Annotated in this window: 29 protein-coding genes and 1 pseudogene; 3 read left to right on the forward strand and 27 right to left on the reverse strand. The window is 40.1% G+C overall.

The features are described from left to right. Positions 1 to 23: 23 nt before the first annotated feature. The 17 genes and pseudogenes from DJ93_RS02535 to DJ93_RS02600 form a co-directional block, all read right to left on the reverse strand. Complete coding sequence (locus DJ93_RS02535) at positions 24 to 1,460, reverse strand: PIN-like domain-containing protein (protein ID WP_042979046.1); 1,437 nt, start codon at positions 1,458 to 1,460, stop codon at positions 24 to 26. 167 nt (positions 1,461 to 1,627) lie between these two features. Then, complete coding sequence (locus DJ93_RS02540) at positions 1,628 to 1,981, reverse strand: hypothetical protein (RefSeq protein WP_241484248.1); 354 nt, start codon at positions 1,979 to 1,981, stop codon at positions 1,628 to 1,630. Positions 1,982 to 2,151: 170 nt separating this feature from the next. Continuing rightward, entirely contained in the window at positions 2,152 to 2,850 is a 699-nt protein-coding gene (locus DJ93_RS02545) for a DNA-methyltransferase (RefSeq protein WP_042979048.1), read from the reverse strand. 1 nt (position 2,851) lies between these two features. Further along, the gene (locus DJ93_RS02550; RefSeq protein ID WP_042979049.1) at positions 2,852 to 3,271 is read right to left on the reverse strand and encodes a sigma factor-like helix-turn-helix DNA-binding protein; all 420 of its coding nucleotides are present in this window, start codon (positions 3,269 to 3,271) and stop codon (positions 2,852 to 2,854) included. A 4-nt stretch (positions 3,272 to 3,275) separates the two neighbouring features. After that, positions 3,276 to 3,488, reverse strand: coding sequence for a hypothetical protein (locus DJ93_RS02555; protein ID WP_042979050.1), 213 nt, complete (start codon positions 3,486 to 3,488; stop codon positions 3,276 to 3,278). A 1-nt stretch (position 3,489) separates the two neighbouring features. After that, positions 3,490 to 4,128 carry a hypothetical protein gene (locus DJ93_RS02560; RefSeq protein WP_042979051.1) on the reverse strand — a complete coding sequence of 213 codons (639 nt, stop codon included), beginning with the start codon at positions 4,126 to 4,128 and terminating at the stop codon, positions 3,490 to 3,492. Between the two features lie 11 nt (positions 4,129 to 4,139). Next, a pseudogene (locus DJ93_RS02565) lies at positions 4,140 to 4,373 on the reverse strand (glutaredoxin family protein). Positions 4,374 to 4,891: 518 nt separating this feature from the next. Then, positions 4,892 to 5,518, reverse strand: a complete 627-nt coding sequence (locus DJ93_RS02570; protein ID WP_042979052.1) for a DEAD/DEAH box helicase family protein — start codon at positions 5,516 to 5,518, stop codon at positions 4,892 to 4,894. Between the two features lies 1 nt (position 5,519). After that, the gene (locus DJ93_RS33600; protein ID WP_042979053.1) at positions 5,520 to 6,125 is read right to left on the reverse strand and encodes a hypothetical protein; all 606 of its coding nucleotides are present in this window, start codon (positions 6,123 to 6,125) and stop codon (positions 5,520 to 5,522) included. A 21-nt stretch (positions 6,126 to 6,146) separates the two neighbouring features. Then, on the reverse strand, positions 6,147 to 6,299 hold the full coding sequence (locus DJ93_RS32775) for a hypothetical protein (RefSeq protein WP_161785244.1): 153 nt from the start codon (positions 6,297 to 6,299) through the stop codon (positions 6,147 to 6,149). Then, positions 6,300 to 7,076 carry an FAD-dependent thymidylate synthase gene (gene thyX, locus DJ93_RS02580; RefSeq protein ID WP_042979054.1) on the reverse strand — a complete coding sequence of 259 codons (777 nt, stop codon included), beginning with the start codon at positions 7,074 to 7,076 and terminating at the stop codon, positions 6,300 to 6,302. After that, positions 7,076 to 7,513 (reverse strand): dUTPase, encoded by a 438-nt coding sequence (locus DJ93_RS02585; protein ID WP_042979055.1) that lies wholly within the window; start codon positions 7,511 to 7,513, stop codon positions 7,076 to 7,078. The genes thyX and DJ93_RS02585 overlap by 1 nt, the downstream gene beginning before the upstream one ends. After that, positions 7,510 to 7,653 (reverse strand): hypothetical protein, encoded by a 144-nt coding sequence (locus DJ93_RS33075; RefSeq protein ID WP_180228502.1) that lies wholly within the window; start codon positions 7,651 to 7,653, stop codon positions 7,510 to 7,512. The genes DJ93_RS02585 and DJ93_RS33075 overlap by 4 nt, the downstream gene beginning before the upstream one ends. Beyond that, complete coding sequence (locus DJ93_RS33080; protein WP_016125058.1) at positions 7,650 to 7,808, reverse strand: hypothetical protein; 159 nt, start codon at positions 7,806 to 7,808, stop codon at positions 7,650 to 7,652. The genes DJ93_RS33075 and DJ93_RS33080 overlap by 4 nt, the downstream gene beginning before the upstream one ends. Then, on the reverse strand, positions 7,805 to 8,317 hold the full coding sequence (locus DJ93_RS02590; RefSeq protein WP_042979056.1) for a crossover junction endodeoxyribonuclease RuvC: 513 nt from the start codon (positions 8,315 to 8,317) through the stop codon (positions 7,805 to 7,807). The genes DJ93_RS33080 and DJ93_RS02590 overlap by 4 nt, the downstream gene beginning before the upstream one ends. Beyond that, positions 8,304 to 8,507, reverse strand: a complete 204-nt coding sequence (locus tag DJ93_RS02595) for a hypothetical protein (protein WP_042979057.1) — start codon at positions 8,505 to 8,507, stop codon at positions 8,304 to 8,306. Before DJ93_RS02595 ends, DJ93_RS02590 begins: the two co-directional genes overlap by 14 nt. Continuing rightward, positions 8,494 to 9,540: a hypothetical protein gene (locus tag DJ93_RS02600; RefSeq protein WP_080743322.1), complete on the reverse strand. Its 1,047-nt coding sequence runs from the start codon at positions 9,538 to 9,540 to the stop codon at positions 8,494 to 8,496. The genes DJ93_RS02595 and DJ93_RS02600 overlap by 14 nt, the downstream gene beginning before the upstream one ends. Before the next feature lie 122 nt (positions 9,541 to 9,662). Here DJ93_RS02600 and DJ93_RS02605 point away from each other — a divergent pair, with 122 nt between their 5' ends. Beyond that, complete coding sequence (locus tag DJ93_RS02605) at positions 9,663 to 9,911, forward strand: alpha/beta-type small acid-soluble spore protein (RefSeq protein ID WP_042979059.1); 249 nt, start codon at positions 9,663 to 9,665, stop codon at positions 9,909 to 9,911. A 70-nt stretch (positions 9,912 to 9,981) separates the two neighbouring features. On the opposite strand, the gene DJ93_RS02610 is transcribed toward DJ93_RS02605, so the two are convergent. The 8 genes from DJ93_RS02610 to DJ93_RS02645 all read right to left on the reverse strand — a co-directional run bounded on the left by DJ93_RS02610 (position 9,982) and on the right by DJ93_RS02645 (position 18,054). Further along, positions 9,982 to 10,137 carry a BC1881 family protein gene (locus DJ93_RS02610; RefSeq protein ID WP_042979060.1) on the reverse strand — a complete coding sequence of 52 codons (156 nt, stop codon included), beginning with the start codon at positions 10,135 to 10,137 and terminating at the stop codon, positions 9,982 to 9,984. Further along, positions 10,130 to 10,441: a hypothetical protein gene (locus DJ93_RS02615; RefSeq protein WP_042979061.1), complete on the reverse strand. Its 312-nt coding sequence runs from the start codon at positions 10,439 to 10,441 to the stop codon at positions 10,130 to 10,132. Before DJ93_RS02615 ends, DJ93_RS02610 begins: the two co-directional genes overlap by 8 nt. After that, positions 10,438 to 12,618 (reverse strand): DNA polymerase, encoded by a 2,181-nt coding sequence (locus DJ93_RS02620; RefSeq protein WP_042979062.1) that lies wholly within the window; start codon positions 12,616 to 12,618, stop codon positions 10,438 to 10,440. Before DJ93_RS02620 ends, DJ93_RS02615 begins: the two co-directional genes overlap by 4 nt. A 180-nt stretch (positions 12,619 to 12,798) precedes the next feature. Then, a complete protein-coding gene (locus DJ93_RS02625) occupies positions 12,799 to 14,172 on the reverse strand; it encodes a hypothetical protein (protein WP_042979063.1) in 1,374 nt (457 codons plus the stop codon). 1 nt (position 14,173) lies between these two features. Beyond that, on the reverse strand, positions 14,174 to 14,401 hold the full coding sequence (locus tag DJ93_RS33605; protein WP_241484252.1) for a hypothetical protein: 228 nt from the start codon (positions 14,399 to 14,401) through the stop codon (positions 14,174 to 14,176). 197 nt (positions 14,402 to 14,598) lie between these two features. Then, on the reverse strand, positions 14,599 to 15,360 hold the full coding sequence (locus DJ93_RS02635) for a hypothetical protein (RefSeq protein WP_042979065.1): 762 nt from the start codon (positions 15,358 to 15,360) through the stop codon (positions 14,599 to 14,601). Positions 15,361 to 15,874: 514 nt separating this feature from the next. Next, a complete protein-coding gene (locus tag DJ93_RS02640; protein WP_042979066.1) occupies positions 15,875 to 16,522 on the reverse strand; it encodes a hypothetical protein in 648 nt (215 codons plus the stop codon). Between the two features lie 314 nt (positions 16,523 to 16,836). Next, positions 16,837 to 18,054: an AimR family lysis-lysogeny pheromone receptor gene (locus DJ93_RS02645; protein WP_042979067.1), complete on the reverse strand. Its 1,218-nt coding sequence runs from the start codon at positions 18,052 to 18,054 to the stop codon at positions 16,837 to 16,839. Positions 18,055 to 18,167: 113 nt separating this feature from the next. Between DJ93_RS02645 and DJ93_RS02650 the strand changes: the two genes are divergently transcribed. Next, on the forward strand, positions 18,168 to 18,374 hold the full coding sequence (locus DJ93_RS02650; protein ID WP_042979068.1) for a helix-turn-helix domain-containing protein: 207 nt from the start codon (positions 18,168 to 18,170) through the stop codon (positions 18,372 to 18,374). Positions 18,375 to 18,402: 28 nt separating this feature from the next. Then, positions 18,403 to 18,621 carry a helix-turn-helix transcriptional regulator gene (locus DJ93_RS34755; protein WP_080743323.1) on the forward strand — a complete coding sequence of 73 codons (219 nt, stop codon included), beginning with the start codon at positions 18,403 to 18,405 and terminating at the stop codon, positions 18,619 to 18,621. Positions 18,622 to 18,628: 7 nt separating this feature from the next. Here the strand turns inward: DJ93_RS34755 and DJ93_RS33610 are convergent, their stop codons facing one another. Both DJ93_RS33610 and DJ93_RS02660 read right to left on the reverse strand, forming a co-directional pair. Next, positions 18,629 to 19,195 carry a toprim domain-containing protein gene (locus DJ93_RS33610; RefSeq protein WP_241484253.1) on the reverse strand — a complete coding sequence of 189 codons (567 nt, stop codon included), beginning with the start codon at positions 19,193 to 19,195 and terminating at the stop codon, positions 18,629 to 18,631. Positions 19,196 to 19,671: 476 nt separating this feature from the next. Next, a complete protein-coding gene (locus tag DJ93_RS02660; RefSeq protein WP_042979070.1) occupies positions 19,672 to 21,015 on the reverse strand; it encodes a DnaB-like helicase C-terminal domain-containing protein in 1,344 nt (447 codons plus the stop codon). Positions 21,016 to 21,072: the final 57 nt, after the last annotated feature.

Consider the following 21,072-nt stretch of genomic DNA (forward strand, 5'->3'; position numbering starts at 1 on the left):
TCTCCCTATAACAATTATTTTTCCTATTCGGGACAATGAATACAAAATCCATTCCCAGCATCATTTGCATGATTTATACCTTCTCCACAATTTGCACATCGTGTATAATAATCATCATTTGTTACATCATCTTTTTCGTATAAATCGAAATCATTCCCCCAAATAAATTCCTCATTATCGGTAATAAAATGAGTTACCTTAGCCACCGTATCTGCATTTTCTTTGAAATCCTTAATAAATACAACTTCACTATCCGTTAACTTTCTCGTTAGTTCAATTCCTATTATTATATCGGCATATAAAGTACCATAAGACATCATCCCTGGAGAATATGAGATTGTTTCAAATTGACATTCTGCAATTGCATTTACAGAGTATACTATTTTATCGTTATTTGTTTCAATACCATTTGTATTTACTGTAATATTTACAATTTCGTACTCATCAATTTCATTAATTGAATCAATATAGATACGTTGATCACCATCTAAATTACTGTTCATTTTCTTTCGTAAATCCTCGATATCAAGTGATTCTATTTTATCATCTACCATTTCACTAAAAACTTCGTATGATAATCTTTTAACTAGATTATTCATACGAAGTTCTAATAATAAGTCTTTATCAGATGAATCAGCAGGGTCTGAAATTTCTGCTATATAATCTTCAAACGGAATTATTATTATTTCCTTTTCTAAATGATGATGTTTAAATTCAGACATCAATTCTTCACGAGGATTCATAATTTCATTGTGCTTATTTTTAAAGAACCAGTCCGACTTTGTATCACTTGTTACAAATATAATATTCTTTTCAGATATTTCTCCTGCTCTTTTAATTATCTCTTTCCAAAGAATTAAATCACCAAATTTATCTATTCCCTCATTTTTATCAGCGTCTTTAAATCCTGGAGGAAGATTATATTTATATCGTAATTCACCCTCTTTTATGATTTTCATTAAAGAGACGAAGTCTACCACTTCTCCTACTTTATCACTTTTTAAAAGAGAATCTAAAAATGCATCAACCTCTTCGATGAACTCTTTGTAAACACCAGTTTCTTCAACTACCTCATTCTTATACTCTTTTGTTATCGTAACCATTTCTGCAAACTTTTCTTCAAGTTGACTCTTTAGTTCCGTAAATTTAGGAAAACGTTTCTTTTCGTACTCAGAAAGTTGTACCAAAAGTTCATCTCTTTTTGTTTCTACATGTTTAGTTAACTGTTTATCTAAATTCTTATACAAATTTATACTTCGTACATTTCCTTTATTTTTATAGAATTCTTTTCTTACTTGAGAAGGAATCCACATCTTTTCTTCATACTTCTTTATATAATTTAGTATTCTTTTACTACTTAACAGAGAATATCTATAAACATTCAATAAAGCACATGTATCAAATACAATTATAGATTCTTCAATAATACTAGTTATCTTAGAATTATGCTGACTACTCATATAATACCTACCTTTTCATTAAATGTTTTAAAATAAAATTCATTTACATTTCTATTACCACGTTAAATTGTACCATATTTTTGTAAACATTTCCTTTTAGTCTTTGGTTTGAGAAATATAGTTTATTATATAGGTCAAAAACAAAACATATGAAAAAGACCGCTAGATTAGCGGCCATCCTCGTTGGTTAATACATAACTTCTTACCATCTGCATCCTTGTAAACTCCCAATACTTCCTTTGACGTTCTTTATTAAAAGACTTCGCTTCCCTATCGATTTTCCACGTTTCTTTTCTCGTACGCTTCCTACGAACTGGAGGCTTGTAATTTCGTCGGTCAACTCCATATTCCTCCGCTACTTTCATCGATACTTCGCCGCTGTGCCTCCTCGACAACTGATGATCGCTCATAATCGGATATTCTGCTAACACCATCTTGTCGGGATGCGTATCGTGCAACTCTTCGTATAGCAACAAATCTGCTAATCTTTCGAGTTGTTTCGGTTCTGGACGCTCTCCCACCGTTCCCACATAAGCGTCTGTGAGCGATTTAATTTCCTTCGCACGGGTATTCCTATTACTAATCGCCTCCTGGCTCTCTTTAGAGCCGGCTCGGTGAGTGGTAATTAGCGTATTTACGTACGTTTCGAACTGCGTTTTGTAATCTCCATTGATATCGAATGTATATTGCGTCATACTGCAGCACCTTCACTTTCCGTTAGCTGTTGTAAGCGTTCGTTGGCGATTTTTACGTATTCCGACTCGAGTTCGAATCCGATGAAATTACGATTAGTATTTACGCAAGCTACTGCAGTAGTACCGGAACCCATAAACCCGTCAAAAACTACGTCACCTTCATTCGAATGTTTGACGATACATTGCTCTATTAAATCCAACGGTTTCTGGTTTTGGTGTACTTGTTTCTTTCCCGCCATCCTATTAAATTCCCAAACGTCAGTGACTCGTTTACCGTTAAATTTTTTCCGTCCTTTGTTTACGAGAAAGATAATCTCATATTGTTTTCCGAACTGTGCCTGCAAGTCACCAGCCGTCCAATTATTCTTTTTCCAAATAATCATATTCTTCACTTTGAAATGTTTCTCTAACTCTCGTTTAAAGAAATCTACCTTATCAAAGCTGCAGAACATATACATCGCTGTGTCTTCCTTCATTATTCGGTAACACTCTTCTATATATTCTCTAATAACCGACTCATTTGTATCGTTAGCAATCGGACTGCAGAAATCGTGCGATTTATCCTTACGGTAATTTGTTTTGTAATTAATTAGGTAAGGCGGATCAGTTACGATTAAGTCTACCGAGTTATCATCCAGCTTTTTCATTCCTTCGATACAATCCATGTTATAAATACGATTTAATTCTAACGTCATATTAAGCCGCCTCCATTTCATCAATTACATCGTTTTTCACTTTAACCACCGTTAATTTATAACCTTCGTCTTCCCAGGCCCATCGTTCAAACACTGCCGCTATCTTTTGCGCTAATAAACGCTTATACAAATTAACCGTCGGTGCCGTTATCCCAAGCGAGATTGCCACGTCTCGCTGTTTCATATCCTCGAAATATACTAACCGCAAGACTTGACGCTGCCTATCCGTCAAGTCCGCTTGTGAGATTGCCGTCTCCATATCCATTAGTACATCCGATGCAGCGTAATCGCCGTTAAACCTACGCTCTTGCATATACGGTAAGTGCCGTAGTAATAAGTCAATTGATTTCGGGTTGTCCAATGCGTAGTTGTGTTCAATGCGACGATGTGCCGCTTCGTTGTCGTATTTGCTTACGCCCATTTACTCACGCTCCTTTTTGTAAGTATTTCGTAAATCGTACATGTCCGTTCACTAACTTACCTAACGAATCCCAATTCTTTAAACCATGCAATCTACGAAACTCATTCGCCTTGTTCCCAATCCACGCCATGTACCACTCGCCGCCTTCGGATAAGTTGTGCGCTTTGCAAAACGCTATAAACCTCGGTTGACATTCTTCTAAATTTGTTACTTTCACGTTATATCAACCTCCGCTCAATACCCGTCTGTTCTAAAATAAAGTCGATCTCGTCGTCATAAAATCCTCGCCACTTCTTAGCATTCATTTGCTTTAACAACGGTAAAACCAAATCGGATGGTGCGCTTTTTACCTCTTTTGTACTTCCAAAAATACCAACGTAGAAAACATCATTACGTAAATTCACGTATTGGTTCCCGTATCTTAAATGCCAGGTCGGTACTTCTGAGGTTCTATCACGCCAGTACGCGCAATTATTACTGTTGAAGTATTTAAAGTAAAAGCCGTCATCAGTTCGTTTGCCTACATCGTCGCCGCTATAACCCCGCGCAAATGGGATAGCATCCATATCCTTGTAACCTTCGTACACCTTTCCGCTAGTAACGAAATAATTCCAAGGAGTTTCATTCCAATATTTAGCGGTCCATTCACAGTTAATTATTTCGATATCATCCAATACGGAAATCATTTCCGATAAATCAGCGTCAGTATAGAAAGGCCGTTCCTTCGATAATTGATGACGTACAAAATAACGGTGTTTTGATGCTAATTTCTGGTGATATCCGGCAATTAATCTGTTACATACTCTCGGTTCATATCGATTGAAAACGTCCATTTCCGGTAAGTAATAACGTTTCATTGCATCGCCTCCTACAAACCTAGTTCATTTGCAAACTCGCCCATATCAAATCCGACCAATTCCTTACCGCTAGGAAATACGGTTACAGGTGCGCTCATATACCCTTTGTCCGCCATCTAGGCAGCGTGTGTATTATCCTCGTCGATATTACGAGTTTCATAAGTTACTCCTGCGGCGTTTAGCACCCACTTTACTTGTTCGCAGTTTGGGCATGCATTCTTTATGTAAATGATTACGTTGGTCATTTTGATTCCCCCTTATCTTTTGCCTTACACGTCTATATACAATTGAGATTCTCAATCTCCACAACATCTATTCAATTTTTGTAATAATAGTCATACTACCTATTTACGAAAAGACAATCACCTAATTGACGTGGAATTCAATAGACTATAAAATAGTTAATTTAAACCAAGGAGTGATATACATGTTTCGTCGTCCAACTTGTATGGAGTCTTGTCAAGCACATCACGATTATGAATATTGCTATTTCTGGTGTAACCCACCCACTTTAGTTCCTACCTATCCTTACCTAATACCAACCACTCATCAAGCACCCGCAGTACCTTACAGCTTAAATCAAGCAACACCTTACAGTTCAAACCTATCTCCGTTTCATACCTATGGTGGCGGAATGAATGACGGTTGGGAATGTTACCGCCAATGTAGGAGAAGTGGAGGAAGTGCTGCAAGCTGTTGTTATTACTGCGGAGTCTGTTAACAGCTACACCTACTAATTATGGTGGGTACCTTTTGGCTCAAATTATGTAACCGACTTCAAATCGCTAAAAGCATCCACCATAATTTCCTTATTACTAACCGACTGCACTCCTATATCCAGCATAATCGCGTCAAACTGATCGTACAGTTGAATTAACTCGCCGTTATTATTAACCTCGTAATCTACTTCGAAAGTATCGATATGACTTTCCGTTTCATGTGCCAGGTCAGCCTCGGTAAACACATCACCCGCGCTACGTGCCCTACCAATACGTAAGTCATCCGATGCGTTTACTCGGATAATTATAAAACCTTCGTCCCGTAAACGTTGATATTCATTCGGCTGTCTTACTCCGTTTACTAATACTTTCGGCTTATAATTCACTTTATTTAACGCATCTTCGAAACAATCTTCGTGTACCTTTCCCATCGTCATCTTTACCCAAATATCCGGATCAATCTCACGTAACCATTGTCCGAACTTCTGATAGTAAGCTCGTGGTTTCGGGTCGCGTGGGATATGCGGAAATAGTCGATGGAACTCGTCCTTTAATACCGCTGAGTAGTCGAATTCTTTGAAACCGTATAACATCCAGGCGTAATGAGATAACTCCGTCTTACCACTTCGGGCTTTGCCTGTAATAGCGATTTTCTTAGCGTTACATAACAAATTACTCACGCTCCATCGTAAAGGACTCAACAATTGTTTTAGCTGATTGGATGTCTAGTACGTTGATATTAATCGTGATGTTTTGCTGCGGTTTGACTCCCTCTAACGCTGATACTTTCTCGTCAAGGAATACGATATCTTCTCGCACTAACTCTAACTGTTCGTCTAGGGCGTTTACACCGCCAATCGCTTTCGATGCGTCACTACGTGCGGATTCAGCCATTTGTGAGAACGTTAAGATATTACGGTGGTTTTCTTCTGTGCGTTCTTCTAAACGAGTTACTTTCGTTTTAATATCGTCGAGTACATCGAGTACAGAAGGTCGAGGCTCCGGTGCTTCACTTTCACATGCTTCAACGATTACGAATTCCAATCCAAGGACATAGCTAGTATCATTATCGTCATCTAAAATATCAATACATCCATCACTATATGTGTCCGCTACTTCGTAAGTTTTTCCTTCTTCATAGCCAATACTTCCGCGGTCTTTATCAACTATTAACACCGTATCTCCAACCGCCGGCTCTTTCGATAACTCACCATATCTTTTTCCGTTAACCTCGTAGATATTACCGTCTTTACTTTCGATTTTAGTTACTTCTGCCATATTAACGCCCTCCTTAGTTAATTAACCGATTAGATATAAAACGATAAATAATAATGTAGGAAATTGGATTACTAACCAAAAAATCATAGTGCTCTTTTCTGAATCATCTGTATCGAGCATTACTAGTACAATGATTACGTTAATTACCAAGCTGATCCACGCTAATAACGTCATTTATTTACCTCCCTCGAAAAACTCGTCTACCCACGGCTCTACTTTAACGACTTCTTTTCGTAGATTCTCCGCTAACTCTGCGATTTCGGCTTGTGCTCCGTTTCCTTTCCTACGTTTAGCATAGAAATCGAGTAAGCTACGTAAATTCACCGTCATAACTAGATTCGTAGTTGCTGCTTGCGGCAATACCATTCTCGCATCTTCTGCGGGAATTCCCATTTCACGAAGGGTATCGTAGCAATACTGCACAACTTTCATTGCATCTTCGTAGAAAAATTGCGGCTTTCGCTTAGCTTTCGTATCATCAAGTAATGTCATATCGAATATCTTTTCGTTTTCTTCAATACTTTTCGGAGTTACGTAATCAAATCCACCTGACTTATCGTCGCTACCAAAGCGCACATATCTCTGCGACTGTATCGAAAAACTGAATCCGACACGATGACGAGTAAGTTGCGCCAACAATGCACGGCTTACACCTTCGATAGCAAACGTAAATGTTATGTGTTCCAAGGTCGACGTATGTTTGCTCGCTATGATATGGCGCATTAAGCGATCAGCTTCCGCACCTTTCCCTCCGTCCGTTGCTTTGTTGCCGAAGTATTTAACACCTTCTTTAGCGACAATTTCTGACGGTTTGTTTGCGGAGTAACACGTGCGGACTGCGGATAGTGCTACGGCTTGCCCGCTTGTTATCGAGTCTGATAATTCAGCCACCTCTTTAGTGTCAAAGAATTCGTTAGATAATTGCGTATGTGCTAGTAACTTAACGTCCATCACTTAACGCCTCCCTTTTCGAAATCAAATTCGAGTTGCTTCGGATATCCTGACCAATCTTTACCGTTAGCCAAGTCGATTCCTACATAGTAACCTTCCTTAGACGACGTACCGTCCTGTCTTGCGTGATTCTCTCGATTCTTCTCTAAGTAAATACGGTATACATCTTCGGCTGATAAATCGCATTTAAGCGATAGGCTAATCAAGAAATACCACATGTCGATTACTTCGCCTTGTAACGCTTCTTTATCGATTGGTTTATCGTTCTTCCACCACTTCCAATTTACTTCACGTCTGATTTCGTCAATCTCACTTTCCATCGCAAGCGTGATGCCTACGACCCATTCATCAAGTGACTTATCGATGTTTCTTTCGGAGATGATTCGATTATCTAACTCGGATTGTAATGCGAATAGCTCATTTAACTTGTCGGTCATTGGGAAGCCTCCTCATTCTCCACTTCTAAAACATTGTATGACGTCCAATCAACTTCATTTCTTTCCAATCCGTGGTATAATGCGTCTGAGATATCACCTTTAGTTACTTCGCCAGATATTTCTATTAAGAATCTTTTCATTCCACGTCCTCCCTTTGCTTACGTAAGAATTCTTCTAAACGTCTTTCTAATTGTTCAAAACGTTTACGTGCAAATCGAATTGGAAATGGTCCAACACCTTTAAACGTTAACGACGGTGAAAACTTGATTCCTAGTCGATGAAGTACGTATTTCATTTAGTGACCTCCTCAATGATTCCTTTATCAAGTAAATACGCTAACCCTATCGCACACGCATCGCTTTCATCACTCGTCTTAAACTCGCCCCACTCAACGTACTGCCTCACGCCAGCTTCGACCTCTTCCTTCTCCGCTCGCCCCTTGCCAAGTAGTTTCTTTTTAACAGAGGCCTGTCCGATACTATCATCGACTTTTAAGCCGAACGAATTAAGCGCTCTATCTACCGCATTCCAGGCACTGAAAACCGTGTAATTCGTGTACGCTATTTTGCTCGAAAAGCCTTCGCGTACTATCAAGTCGAAGGGAGCGTACTTTCGTATGAAAAGTAGCGCCCACGCTTCGATGATCTGCGTACGTAATGCGATTGGTTCGGTTGATTTCGTTTTAACATGCGATACGTCGATTAGTTTAGGTTTACCGTTGATTACATCGATTACCGCAATGCCTGGACAACCGAGTGATGTATCGATTGCCAGTGTACGGAAGGCTTTTTTACGTCTGGTCATGACGTGATCTCCCGATAATAAATGCACAATAAAGGACTTTACCGTTTGGTTGCATCTGAGGTGCATATTGAATTTCACAGTATAGATCAGACATATCTTCTACACGTTCGGCTACTTGTTTATAAAACTCATTTCCATCGTCATTAACAATATGTCCTAACCATTTAACCTCACCTTTAAACGACTTCATTCTCCCTCACCCTCTCGATAAACTCCAACGCCTCAATATACGGAGCTTTCTTCGTATCTGATAAATTCGAACGTTTTACTCGACTGACTTGCGTTTTGATTTCCTCATATTCTTCGTCACTTAACGACTGCGCACACGCCGATTTGTAATTGTTAAAGGTCCAATGTTCGATATCTAGTTTCGGAGGTTGTTTCGCCTTAACCGCCGCTACGATACTAGCAAACTTGTCTAACACTTCGTTGCGCATTTCATCCGTTATCGCAACACCAAACGCTCTGAAATCCGGATACTTCGCATAATCCTCTTCGTTCATATTCCATGTTTTCTTCGATGCGTTCATGTAAAGCACGATGTAATAGTCCAAGTCGTACATTAACGAGTAGCATGTAACTTGTTTGACGTGGTCGGCGCCAGGTTCGCGCAAAGAATATTCGGAAGTTTTACTATAAGTTGTCTGCTTCGATTTAATTTCGAGCCCGACACGAGTAACTACGCCATGTGCGTCGGTGTATTCAAGTATGCCGTCACATGTACCGATTAATGAAAAGTGTTGATCGTTATGTTCGATTACTTTTCTCGTTTTTACAAAATCCTCAAACGATGGATAACCGTCTTTCGTCCGTTCAAATTTAAAACGTGGTTTCTCACCGGTGAACTTCTCGTAATGTCGTTCTGCTAGTAAAATATCACGTTGGATTGCATCGCCGATATTAGTTCCGATAAATCGCCATCTTCTCTGCCACGGTTTCACTTCGGCTTGATCTCGTGGGCTTCGTAACGCCTTTTCGTAAAGCTCCCTCGGACAACTATTCGCCGAGGAAGGAGAGAAATACGGTAGACTTCGATAATCTAAGTAACCGCCTTTACTTAATACTTTCGCATAGCTTTCGTGGAGCCACATATCCAACGGAGTATCGTAAGGCTCCGAATAAGAATGCCATGTTTCAAGAAACTGACGAAATTCCTCTGCGATTTCATAAGCGACATTAGCTTGCGTGTTTTGACGTAGTAATTGCGCTGCGTTTCTACTCAAATTATCGACTCCCCTCAAATATTGATATTGTTTAAGTAATTAATCACCGTTTTATATCCAATTATTCCCTCGTATAAAAAAGAATCTGAAATGAATTCTAATAGTAGAAAGGCGGTGATTTCATGAATATCATTAGCACTAGACCAAGTGACGACGGTCCTTATAAAAACCCAAAAGGCCCAATAGATCCAATAGGTCCAATCTCTCAACAAGTAGCACATGAACTAGGCGTTCAGTTAGGAGCAGATTCTACAGCTCGTGCTAACGGTTCTGTTGGTGGCGAAATTACAAAACGTTTAGTAGCAATCGGGCTTCAGAAGATGTCAGGATCAATTAGTCCTCAACCAGACCCATGGAAAGTTTTACATTAATACGTTTCTTACATAAAGCTACTTATCCCGACGACTCACTTATACATAACGGGGTTCTAAGTAGCTTTATTTAGTCCTGATTTATTAAAACGACTGCCGGACCGCTAACTACGATTCCTCCGACCTCTATCTTTTCGTAAGGCTCGACTTGGACAGTGATTACGCCTTGTCGTCGCTCTAATTCTTCGCTTAGTTCTTTCGTTGATACTTCGGATAGGTTAATCATTTACGTCCTCCTTAACAGAAATCCATTTCGTAATAGTAACCTGATCTTCTTCAACCTCTTGGATATCATTCGATTGGCAGTGTTTATCAAATCCGTAGTCTTCGTAGCCGTAACGCACGTAGTAAATATCGAACATGAAGAACTTACCGTCAGTTTCTCGTTTTAAAACATAAAGCTCCCGACGACCATCATCGTCCATGTCCGAAGATAACTCGTCATGTTGTTTGTACTTTACTCCGTCAATTATCAAATATCCGTAATCCCTAAATTCTTCGTAATGGTCTGTGTTTATTTTAATTTTCATTCCGTTTCCTCCTCTTCGTTAAACCATGATTCGATACTTACTTTCTCTAACCATCGTTCTGGATTTATCTCAACGTCACATCTGACGGGAACTAATAACTTAACTGCGTTTTCCATCGTAGTTTTTAATTCGAATAGCGCTTCCTTCGAAATATCTCTCGGACACTCGAATAACAATTCGTCATGTACTTGAAGTAAAATATCTACGTTGTGTTTCGGTAAAACATTCTGTAAATTTACAATTGCTTTCTTCAAAATCGAACCGGCTGACGCTTGAATCGGAAAGTTACCAGCCATACGATCTGCACGGAAATGTAAGAAACGGTCCTTCGATTTGTACTCGGTGTGTAACCGACGTTTCCTACCGAAAATATCTATAATGTAACCTTGCTTGCGAGCTAATAGTTTCTGCTCGTCCATATATCGTTGAATCCCTTTGTAACCTTTGAAGTAGTTATCAATGATTGTTTGCGCTTCGGTTCTCGTAATGCCTAACGTATCAGCTAAACCTTTATCACTCATTCCGTATACAATGCCGAAGTTAACTACCTTAGCTTGCTTACGGAATTTCTGCTCAGGTGAGCCGTCTGTATCTTTGTTAGTTTCAATATCTTCATACGTGTATTTACTATTACTAATCATCGCTGCCGTCGTAGAGTGGATGTCGCGTCCTTCTTTGAACGCCTTTATTAGTTCCGGTTCCTCAGCCATATGCGCTAATACTCTCAGCTCAATTTGCGAGTAATCTATAGAAACGAGTATTTTACCTGCACTCGATGTAAACAGGTGGCGTATTTCAGGACGCTTTGCCGGTATTTGCTGGGTGTTTGGCGATTTGCATGTGAACCGTCCTGTTGCCGCTCCGTACGTGTTATGCCACGGATGAATTTTATTATCGTGTTTAATTTCTTTCGGTAATTTCTGTGTAAATGCTTCGCGTAGTTTGCTGACGCCTCGATAATCGAGAATCTTAGAAATTACGGGATGTTTCCCTTTCAACTTCTTCAATGCTTTTACGCCAGTTGATCCATTTTCTATATCCGGTAACTTTAAATCTACGAATAACTTTTTCTTTAATTGAACCGGTGAACCTAAGTTAATTTCTTCGTCGAATAATTCGTATATCTCACGCTGTATTTGCGCTTCCTCTTCTGCCAGTTGTTCGTCTAATACATTCGCTTTTTCTTCGTCGAAATTGATACCAATCAAATCCGACTTAATAAACTGCATACATACCGGCATCTCTATGTTAAAAACGAGTGACTTGATTTCTTGTAAATCCTCTCGTTTGTCAAACCACTCCATAATCCAGTCGTAAAGTTTCAAGGTTTTCTCCGTATCACCCGCTGCGTAAACTAACGCCACATCTAACGGAATCTTATTAAACGGAGTTTTACCGAATAACTCATCGAAGTTATCACTTGGTTGACGTAACCAATCCGTTATTAAATCTTTTAGTCGGTGATTTCGATTTTCGTCTAACGCCATCGCCATTATCCTTGTGTCCGCGTGTAAGTTATCGATTAAGTTAATTCCATAACGCTGCATAAACCATTTACAGTCGAAAGGTGCGTTGTGCATTACGGTTTTCACTTGCTCTAATACAGGTTTAACATATTGTAATAGAACCTCTTCGCTTAAATTCGGGCCTTCTTCGTGATTCAACGGTACATAGTAGTTGTGGGTTCTCGTTGATAGCGAAAAACCAGCGACTTCACCTTTCCACGGGTCTAATGCTCCGTTATCCTCTCCGAAAGTCTCACAGTCAAATCCGACTAAATCAGACGTTTTCATATCGTCTAACATTTGCTTTAGTACCTTGCCATCGGTAACTAATACGTAATTATTCGGTGTAGCCAACACCATCTCACGTATCTTATCGTCTCGTTTTCGCTCATGTAATACTTTCCATAACCGTAAAGCTTCCGCCTTACTAAAACGTTTAGCGAGGTCGGAAGGGCTACGACCAACTTCGCCCTTCGTCATCGCTTCTTTTACTTCCGCAAGTCTCTGCCTATCAGACTCGTTGTTCTTCATCGATAGAATCCGTTGCCACGCGTCTTCCATCGTTTCGGTCGCCTTTGCCTTTCGTTCGACCGCTTTTGCTACTCGTGCCTTCGTTTCCTCAACGGCTTCAGCACCTGGTATTTTTAAGTTCAACGTTAACTTTGGCGTCATATTTACCGCCCCGTTTCCTTACAATTTAATCGGTAATAAAACTCTACTGCTACATAGTAGTGATCGTCCGCCCACTCTTCGAAACAACGTTTATCGCAAAACGCGTTGCCTTCGCGATCGTCATAAATAAATTCTTTACGGTTGAGTACGGCGCTACAATTCTCGCAAACTCGCACACTATTAACCTACCGTATCGAAGAGTTGTTCTACTGGGACGATAAGTTCTACGCTCGACCAATTGCCTGTATCCCCGTTTAACGCTACTGTTGAACAACTTTCCACCGTACCATTTCGTCGTGCGTAACCGATGGTACCTATAGGGTTAACACTTCCATCAACGGTTGTTGTTCGTACGATATCACCTTTCTTAATCTCACCAACCTCACGACCGATAGCCGTCCACTTAGTTCGCTCCGCTTTCGCTTTCTTTTCTTCCTCGGCTTCACGTTCGATGTGTTCTGCTTCTTCTGCCGTAAGTGGTTCGAGGTCATTGCGATGTACCCAAGGCGCGTCAGGTTTATCACCATTTAGGTACGTAGTTTTAAACGTGTTGTCATTCGCATCGTACCATGTTAGTTTGATAACAGTACCAGCCTCATAGTCGTGTGCTCCACAGTAACTCGTTGTATTATCATTACTAATAACTCTCGCAAAACCGCCTTCTTTCAATAACGTTTGTTTAGCTTCAAGCACTTCGGCGTCGGTTGCTTTTACTAAATGATCTTTAGGTGCCCATCCGATTTCTTCACCATTTAAGTTTTTAATTCCATAAGGAATCAACGTCTTGTCAACAACGTTAATGATGACAATCTCGTTTAAGCCTGCATTCGTATTAAAGTTTGTACTAATTAACCTCGCATAATCACCGACTTTTAACGGCTCTTCTTTCGGTTCAGCCACCGCTTGTACTTCAGCTTCTGTGGCACGTACTAGCTCATACTCGAAAAACCATGGATATAGTAATTCACCACTTTGTAAATCCTCGCATTCGAATGGTTGATCATCTTTATCATCATGGAAAATCTTCACGATATCACCGACTTTACATGAATGTGTGCCTTCTTTGATTACCTTCGCATAATTTCCGACCTGTAAACGCTCTGCTACTGGCTCACTTGCGTCCTCTACTTCAACCGCCTCTTCCGGCATTTCCACCATTGCTGACTGTTCCGCCTGCAACGCCTTCATACTACGAGTAACCGAGGCTAAGTCAGACGGAGTACCCTCGAGTTTAGTTCCGTCAGGTAAAGTGATTGTAACTACGCCTTCCGCGTCGGCTAGTTTGTCGTTAGTGATTGCGTGTGATTTACGGAATACTGGATGATGCCCTTTAAAGAATAGATTTCCATCGTTCGCATCATCGTAAAATTCTATATCACTATCACTATCAATGCCCGTAATTAGATAAAACGCGCCTTCCGTTACATCTAATTCGTAATCTGCTGCCTTAACTAAATCATTTAACTGCGCATCGCCTGTAACTAATCCGTAAACAAACCCGTCATATTCCACCGTATTTTCATTAACCACTTTCACGTTATTCAACTTTGCCATATTATTCGTCCTCCCCGTTTTCTTCATTATTAGTTACCGCCGTTAACTCAACCCAACGCTGACTCGCACTAGTTTCCGTCGCCCAATACTCACGTTGTCCATTACACTCAAACATGAATACTCGGTCACCTTCGACTCCTGCGATATAGTCGCAATCATCTTTCGTATAAGCCTCTCCGTTACCTTTCGTAGCACGTACCACTAACGCATCGTCGCGGTCAGAACGCACTCGAATCGTTTTTACCTGTATCGTGTACCACTGTTTATTAATCGGATCACGCGCTACTAAGTCGTAAACCTCCGGGATGAACGAATTCGCTACTTCCCAACCGAGGTTTAAGAGCGCGAGGGCTACTCGTAATTCCGAGCAACCGCCCTTAACTGTTGTTTCGTGTGCCATATGCGCTCCCCTTTCTGGAACTTCCCTTAAAACGGAAGCTCATCTTCAATAATTTCGATTGGCGTACCTTCGTTGTTACCTGATTTTGTCGTACCTGGTAACTTCGATTTATCAATCGCTTCATCTTCCGCATCTTGTAACAATGCAATTACATCGCTTTCCTCACGGAAATTTGCTAAGTCTTCGTAACCAAATTCCGTACCAATAAACGTTTTCGCTTTTTCGACTTGCTCATCCGTTGCCTCACCTGACTCAAGCGAATAAGATTTATCGACTTGCTTAACGTGCACCGCTTCACCTACTAATGAATATTTCGGATTAAATTTACGGCCCATCTTTTCGGCTTTGTCGTAGTCGGCGATTATGTTGTTGATATGAAATTCAGCCGTATCGATCACACGGTAAGTACCGTATTCCAAGTCGTACACAGGAATCATTGCGTACATCTTACGTTTCGCTCCGACTTTGCATGACGGGCATTCCGTTTTACCTGGCTTGAAGTATTGCGTAATGTCTGCGTTTGTTTCTTTCGGTGAGTGTAAGCACGAATGTTTTCGGAATTGGTGGATCGTACGTTTACCATCGAATGTTTTATCTTCGTGTACGAAGTAGAAATACCATTCGTCTGGTTCCGCAAGTAAGATGAAAGTTCTACCTTCTGCGTTTACTTCACCGTGTTTTCCCATTCGTACGTATCTCGTTACGCCTTCTGGAAAATCGTTATTACCTCCGTTTTGATTTGCTTCTCGTTGTTCCTCACGCTTTTTTAACGTTTCTCTAATACCCATTGAAACAACTCCTTCGTTATTATTCGAGCTTGGGTGAGTCCCACGCCCGTATTACGCAATTGGTTTCAATTACGCAATACCGACGTGGGGGATACATCGGTAGAAATCAAGAGTTTTAGGACGTATATGCCAGACGCCCATATGACGTCACTACCCGTTGTTCATATTCGGGGGAAATACACAGGTAATGACGTTATATCGACGTGCATAGTGTTATCTTTTAATATCGGAATAAAACATAATATGTAGGATAGTGTCGACCGAATTTACAAAGAATTGATTTGTACGTACTATGGTAATACTGTATAATGACAGTGAGGTGCATTATCAGTGCACTTCCGCTTAATTAAGGTAAGTTAACTTGCTTTAACGTTAAGCAAAACCATTGCAATTAATCGACCTGCCAAGTTGGTTAGTTGTAAGTACAAAGGGACTAGCCAAAGCCCCTCTGTACATCAAACCTAATGTATTAGAATACTTGTCCTATGTGCAATGCCTAAGCATATAGAACGTACTATTGCGCAAGGAGATAATCTCGGTAACTACCGAATTGTCTCTCATCGAAACGGCGTGCCAGCCGTTCAAGCTTGCGAATCACTGTCGAATGATGAAGGCCCAATTTCTTTCCGATTGCCGTCGGTGTAGTTGGTCCATCATTCGAAATAAACGTTTCAACGATTGCCGTCGTTGTCTCGTCATTGACCTGTCCAGGGTCGGTAAGGAAGTCGATCAGTTTTCGCTGGTCGGCTTCTTTCTTTTTTATAACGTGTTCTTCTAAATCGAATTCATCTTTGAGAGTTTCAAACATTGCCGTGTTCTCATCCTCATCACTTTCAGGTCTGTCATATAATTCATACTTTCGTCTGGTACGTAGCTTTCGTAGTAGTGATTTGTATTCATTACCTAGTGATACTGCGAATAGTTTTACGAAATCGCCACCAACGTTATTCCGTAAACTTTTCAATACTTTCTGGATCACATCGTGGAACAATCCGGTGATATCGTGTTCTGTCGCCATGTATGTACTCGTGCTCCAATACCGAAGTTTATCCCGATATACCTCTGATAACCTGATGTATAAATCCGTAAAGGCTTCATCTTCACCTGTTCGAAGGTAGTCGTTTGCTATCTCGTTAATATTCAATTTTAGTTCGTCTTTCACTTCTTATTCCCCCTTACATTAACTATGACGTACGAGCGGCCAAGCCCGCGCACATTTTTAATATATTTTTTAAAAGAAAGTTTTTTGTTTATTACCAATGTTCAAAGTATAGCATATTACAATGGAAGATTTAGCAAAGTACACTAAGTACTGGAATTTACACTTTGTATACTTTCGTAAACATTTGAATGAATAGAAAAAAGAGCGATCAATAAGACCGCTCTTAGTAATCTTATTTAGTTAGTAATTAACCACCTGGTCTAGTTTCTTGTGCCTTGTATTGTTGATTATCTCCATGCGCATCCACAAAACCATTAAGCGCAAACACTCCCAGAGCTAGGGTTAAAACTGCGGAAACTCCTAATAAAACTTTTTTCAAAATGAATCTCTCCTTTAATGTTGTTGGATTTAAAATTCGTTAACATCTCAGTCATACCGGAACGATCGCCTCTGTCGTATATTTCTTTAGCCGCTAGACTAGAGAAAAAGAAGTTCGAATTTGAAAAGAACCTTTGGAAGCATTCGTACAACGCAAGGATAGATTCTTGATTGCAAGCTTGGTACATCAAAAGAAAATCTCTCTCTCCCCTTTCTTCTATATAATCGTCTATCATTTTTCCGTTTTGTTTGTTATTCTGATACATCACAAGTCTCGCATCTGAATCTAATCCGAGTGGTACGCCTAGGTAAATTTTAACATAATCTAGGTTATCTCTCGTTTGGATAATTAATTTTTTTACTCCGACAGACTTAGCGATTTCATGACTTTTCTGAAGATATTCTAAGCATTTCTCTATATCCTCAGTTAAGTACGTCATCCCTATATAGTATGACGCATCAGAAACGGTTTTTGCGCAGATATTTGCATTGATTATTAAAATAGCATAATGCCTCGATAATTCTAACTCATTTCTATGTAGATAAACGGGCGCTAAAATCTCTGCTAACCTATGCAGATAGCATTCTTTGATAAATAACTTACGGTTATCACTCAAATTCTTTATCATTTCTTCTACTTCTAAAGCTAAATCCAACATAAGGTGAATCTTTTTTTGTGCAAAGTAGTCGTAGCACTTAAGAATATTAACTAGAATTGCAAGTGTACTATCTTCTGTATTTTCCACCTTTTTCAAATTATTCGTCAATTCATAACCCTCTATATCATAATTCATATATTTGTAAATCACATTGTAAACATTTACGTAATCTCCAATAACACCGACTTCTTTTTTATGCTTCTTTATAAGCTTCTTTAATAAAGATATATTTCTAGTAATTGCTGCATACTCTAAGCTTTGTTGAATTGACTCGGCTGAATCTAGTTGGAGACACCATTTCTCCATTTTCTCACGTTGCTTGTCTGGAAACAGATAATAGGAGAGTCTCAAGAGCTTTCTAAACCCTATGGTCCCATCCTTTTTAAACTTAGACATACACTGTTTAGATGCCCCGATTTTTTCTCCAACTGCTGAAAATGTTATATCGTCTCTATCATTTATAATATCGCATATCTCTCTATGAAAACCCGGCACTTGAAAACCCTCCTATGCTGTATAAGAAAATTTTGGTATAATGTAATTATAATTGTGATGTTTACTTTTGTAAACACATAATAGGTTGAGAAACTTTTTAAGGACGTGTTAAAATGATTGACTACTCTCCGTTGCATGAGACGCTAAAAGAAAAAGAAATGGTAATTAGTGATCTCCGTGGTACTATTTTAAACGCAAGAACCATTGCAAATATTAACAAAGGAATGTCTGTAAATTTAAGTACAATTGAAGAAATCTGTCTACATTTAGACGTACCTATAGAAAAAGTAGTTAAAATTGTAAGCATTCAAGAACAATAGTTTCAAAGCCTCCGATTTAAGAAAGGAGGTGATTACATCGTTTAAAGTCGGAAGGTGCCGTATCCCTGAACTATGTAAGAAAAACGGCATTACACAAGCTGATCTCGCTAGGAAAGTCGGTATTGTACCGCAATCCATAACGGATTATGTCAGCCTGCGTAATTTGCCAAATGTAGAACGAGCGTGCAACATCGCTTCTGTCCTACATTGTGACATCGAGGATTTATACGAATGGGAAACGGAATAACATCTAATCAACGGGAAGGTTTCTTGTCTTCCCTCCGACCGTCACTACGTGAATTCACGTATAATAAATTTAATCGAACCGGCTCCGCATTATCAACTATAGATACCAACGAATCCTTTCCTTCTCTTATCAACGCTTCATTTCCATCTTTATATCCCGATACATAACCGTTTGTCAACCGTATTTTACCGTTTAAATATTTCTCAAGTTCTTTTCGAAGTTTCTCTCCTGCCGGGTCGTTATCCGCCACGATAACTAATTCCTCTATTGGCGACTTCAATAATTGCTCTGCCTTGCGTTCATTAAACGACGAGCCTCCGTTTGCCAATCCGAAAACACCAGCCGTCATAAACGACATCGCATCTATTTCCGCCTCACAATATACTGCACGTTTTATATTCTGTCTGTACGCGATATGTAATCCGTATATCAAATCACCTATCGGTACCGCATCCTTTTCGTACCAAAACGCTTTGCCGCGCGTCTTTCTGTACTTAATGTTCGCTAATCTACTATTTGTATCAAACCACGGAATTACCACCGCCTGCCTAAAGCGGTCGTACCCGATCTTCATTTTCTGTTGCACCTCTTCGCTAATACCTCGCTCACCTAAATACGAATGCCTGAACGCATACTCTTGCAAACGACCAAAATCGAGGGGTTTTCGGTGTCCCTCAATGCGGAGTTTCGGTGGCTTGAGTACGAGGTTGTCGTAGGTGTAACTTGTACCATACGATTCTAACAAATACTCTTCCGTTTCTTCATACGTTTCATTTCGCAAGTAAGATAACAATCGGATAAAGTTGCCGCTTTCCCATTCGCTATCAAATGCGCCAGAATCTTTCCATGTGCCGGCATAATCTCCGTCTAAGTTGACGAAAAAGCTTGGCGTGTGCTCATATCGAAATGGACTAGCTGCAATCAGTTTATCAGACGACCACCGTTCATTAGTCCAAGTATGTTGCCGTAACTCATACTCTATGTCTACGTTTACGTCTTGTCCGCGTATTTGAATACTTGTCAAGGTGAACCACCCACCGTTCTTGTAATTTAAAATACACTAGTAAATTGTTTCGCTGCTTGCTCGCCAGTAGGAAGCTCTTTAATAACGCCAATCTGCGGCATGTAAATGATTTCGGCTGATTCGCCTTCTCCTCCGTCACGGCCTTTGTTTATACCGATCATACCTCGACCTTGCTTGGCGTCAGTATCCACGGCGATAAGTAAGGCGGCATCCTCTAATAGTGCTTTCGTTTTCTTTACTTCGCTACGTTTTGGTAACCGTAATTCCCTCTGACCATCTTCATCTTCACTATTGTCTACCTCATCCGCCTGTGTAATCGCGAACATGACCACGCCTGTTTTACCAGCCAATCGACGCAATCGTTTCGATGTTTCCGCTGCATCGCCTCCAGCCGTTTTCGATGTATTCTTTTCGTAATCTAGATAATAGAACGGATCGACAATCACTACGTCCGCTTGCGTTTCAATAATATCTACCTCTAACTGACGTAAATCTCTTCGGTGGAAATCGTCATCATCTACACCTCGTACGATTATGTTACCAGGTAGAATTTCGTTAATGTTCGCTAAGAACGTTTTGAATCCAACTTCGAATTCCTCCGATAATTTACCGTGTCGGATTTCTTTCGAATCGAATCCCGCTTCTAAATTTACGCCATCTAATTCGGCTACAGTTGCACCGATACGTGATGAAATCGAAGTGTATAAACGCACCATCCCTTCGAACCATCCCATCTCCATTAACCAGATAAGAACGTTCGCACCTTGAAACGCCATCTCTACGCCTTCTTCGATAGTCGTTGCGGATTTACCACGTCCTGACTTTCCGTAAATAGTGTAAACGTTCGAGGAAACGTAACCACCGATCGCCTTATTAATGAATGGAAAACGGGACTTCCAAATTCGATAGGATTCGCCTTTCTTACGACGTTCGTATTCATCCAGAAACTTGTTTGTATCGGTCTTAAGGCTTGTTCCTACTTTATCACGAACGTTTGTTCTAATTATAACGCCGTCAACTTTTTCTCGCAACCATTCTAGGAAACTATTTCCGTCTTTTTCCTCAAACTGGGCGGGTGCTTCGTTTTGTAAAAGTTTCATCACTTCAATCTTAGCGCTATAAGACTTGATTTGTTTCGTTAAATACTCGAAACTATCCTCGACTTGAGGCACATAAGTGAAGCCGTCGATTTCTGCTACTAGAGTACGGAAGTCAGGCGTTTTCCCTCGATTAGTTTCTACGTAATCTTTGATAAAACGGTACGCTTTACGTTCGGCTTCGGTAACAAAATCTCGTTCTGTTACATGGTTCAACTGTACGGGATTAGCGGTATCTATTACTTTCGATAAGAGCATTTCTCCATAGTTCATTAACTACACCTCCAATTTATTATCCTCTGAGCGTTTTTATTCGATTATCAAAGGGCG

Source organism: Bacillus clarus (assembly GCF_000746925.1).
Lineage (GTDB): Bacteria > Bacillota > Bacilli > Bacillales > Bacillaceae_G > Bacillus_A > Bacillus_A clarus.

Coding starts and splice junctions, on each gene's coding strand:
- DJ93_RS02535 (WP_042979046.1), bottom strand. CDS start 1,460: ATGAGTAGTCAGCATAATTCTAAGATAACTAGTATTATTGAAGAATCT.
- DJ93_RS02545 (WP_042979048.1), bottom strand. CDS start 2,850: ATGACGTTAGAATTAAATCGTATTTATAACATGGATTGTATCGAAGGA.
- DJ93_RS02550 (WP_042979049.1), bottom strand. CDS start 3,271: ATGGGCGTAAGCAAATACGACAACGAAGCGGCACATCGTCGCATTGAA.
- DJ93_RS02560 (WP_042979051.1), bottom strand. CDS start 4,128: ATGAAACGTTATTACTTACCGGAAATGGACGTTTTCAATCGATATGAA.
- DJ93_RS33600 (WP_042979053.1), bottom strand. CDS start 6,125: ATGGCAGAAGTAACTAAAATCGAAAGTAAAGACGGTAATATCTACGAG.
- DJ93_RS32775 (WP_161785244.1), bottom strand. CDS start 6,299: ATGACGTTATTAGCGTGGATCAGCTTGGTAATTAACGTAATCATTGTA.
- thyX (WP_042979054.1), bottom strand. CDS start 7,076: ATGGACGTTAAGTTACTAGCACATACGCAATTATCTAACGAATTCTTT.
- DJ93_RS02585 (WP_042979055.1), bottom strand. CDS start 7,513: ATGACCGACAAGTTAAATGAGCTATTCGCATTACAATCCGAGTTAGAT.
- DJ93_RS33075 (WP_180228502.1), bottom strand. CDS start 7,653: ATGAAAAGATTCTTAATAGAAATATCTGGCGAAGTAACTAAAGGTGAT.
- DJ93_RS33080 (WP_016125058.1), bottom strand. CDS start 7,808: ATGAAATACGTACTTCATCGACTAGGAATCAAGTTTTCACCGTCGTTA.
- DJ93_RS02590 (WP_042979056.1), bottom strand. CDS start 8,317: ATGACCAGACGTAAAAAAGCCTTCCGTACACTGGCAATCGATACATCA.
- DJ93_RS02595 (WP_042979057.1), bottom strand. CDS start 8,507: ATGAAGTCGTTTAAAGGTGAGGTTAAATGGTTAGGACATATTGTTAAT.
- DJ93_RS02605 (WP_042979059.1), top strand. CDS start 9,663: ATGAATATCATTAGCACTAGACCAAGTGACGACGGTCCTTATAAAAAC.
- DJ93_RS02610 (WP_042979060.1), bottom strand. CDS start 10,137: ATGATTAACCTATCCGAAGTATCAACGAAAGAACTAAGCGAAGAATTA.
- DJ93_RS02615 (WP_042979061.1), bottom strand. CDS start 10,441: ATGAAAATTAAAATAAACACAGACCATTACGAAGAATTTAGGGATTAC.
- DJ93_RS02620 (WP_042979062.1), bottom strand. CDS start 12,618: ATGACGCCAAAGTTAACGTTGAACTTAAAAATACCAGGTGCTGAAGCC.
- DJ93_RS02625 (WP_042979063.1), bottom strand. CDS start 14,172: ATGGCAAAGTTGAATAACGTGAAAGTGGTTAATGAAAATACGGTGGAA.
- DJ93_RS02635 (WP_042979065.1), bottom strand. CDS start 15,360: ATGGGTATTAGAGAAACGTTAAAAAAGCGTGAGGAACAACGAGAAGCA.
- DJ93_RS02650 (WP_042979068.1), top strand. CDS start 18,168: ATGATTGACTACTCTCCGTTGCATGAGACGCTAAAAGAAAAAGAAATG.
- DJ93_RS33610 (WP_241484253.1), bottom strand. CDS start 19,195: ATGAAGATCGGGTACGACCGCTTTAGGCAGGCGGTGGTAATTCCGTGG.
- DJ93_RS02660 (WP_042979070.1), bottom strand. CDS start 21,015: ATGAACTATGGAGAAATGCTCTTATCGAAAGTAATAGATACCGCTAAT.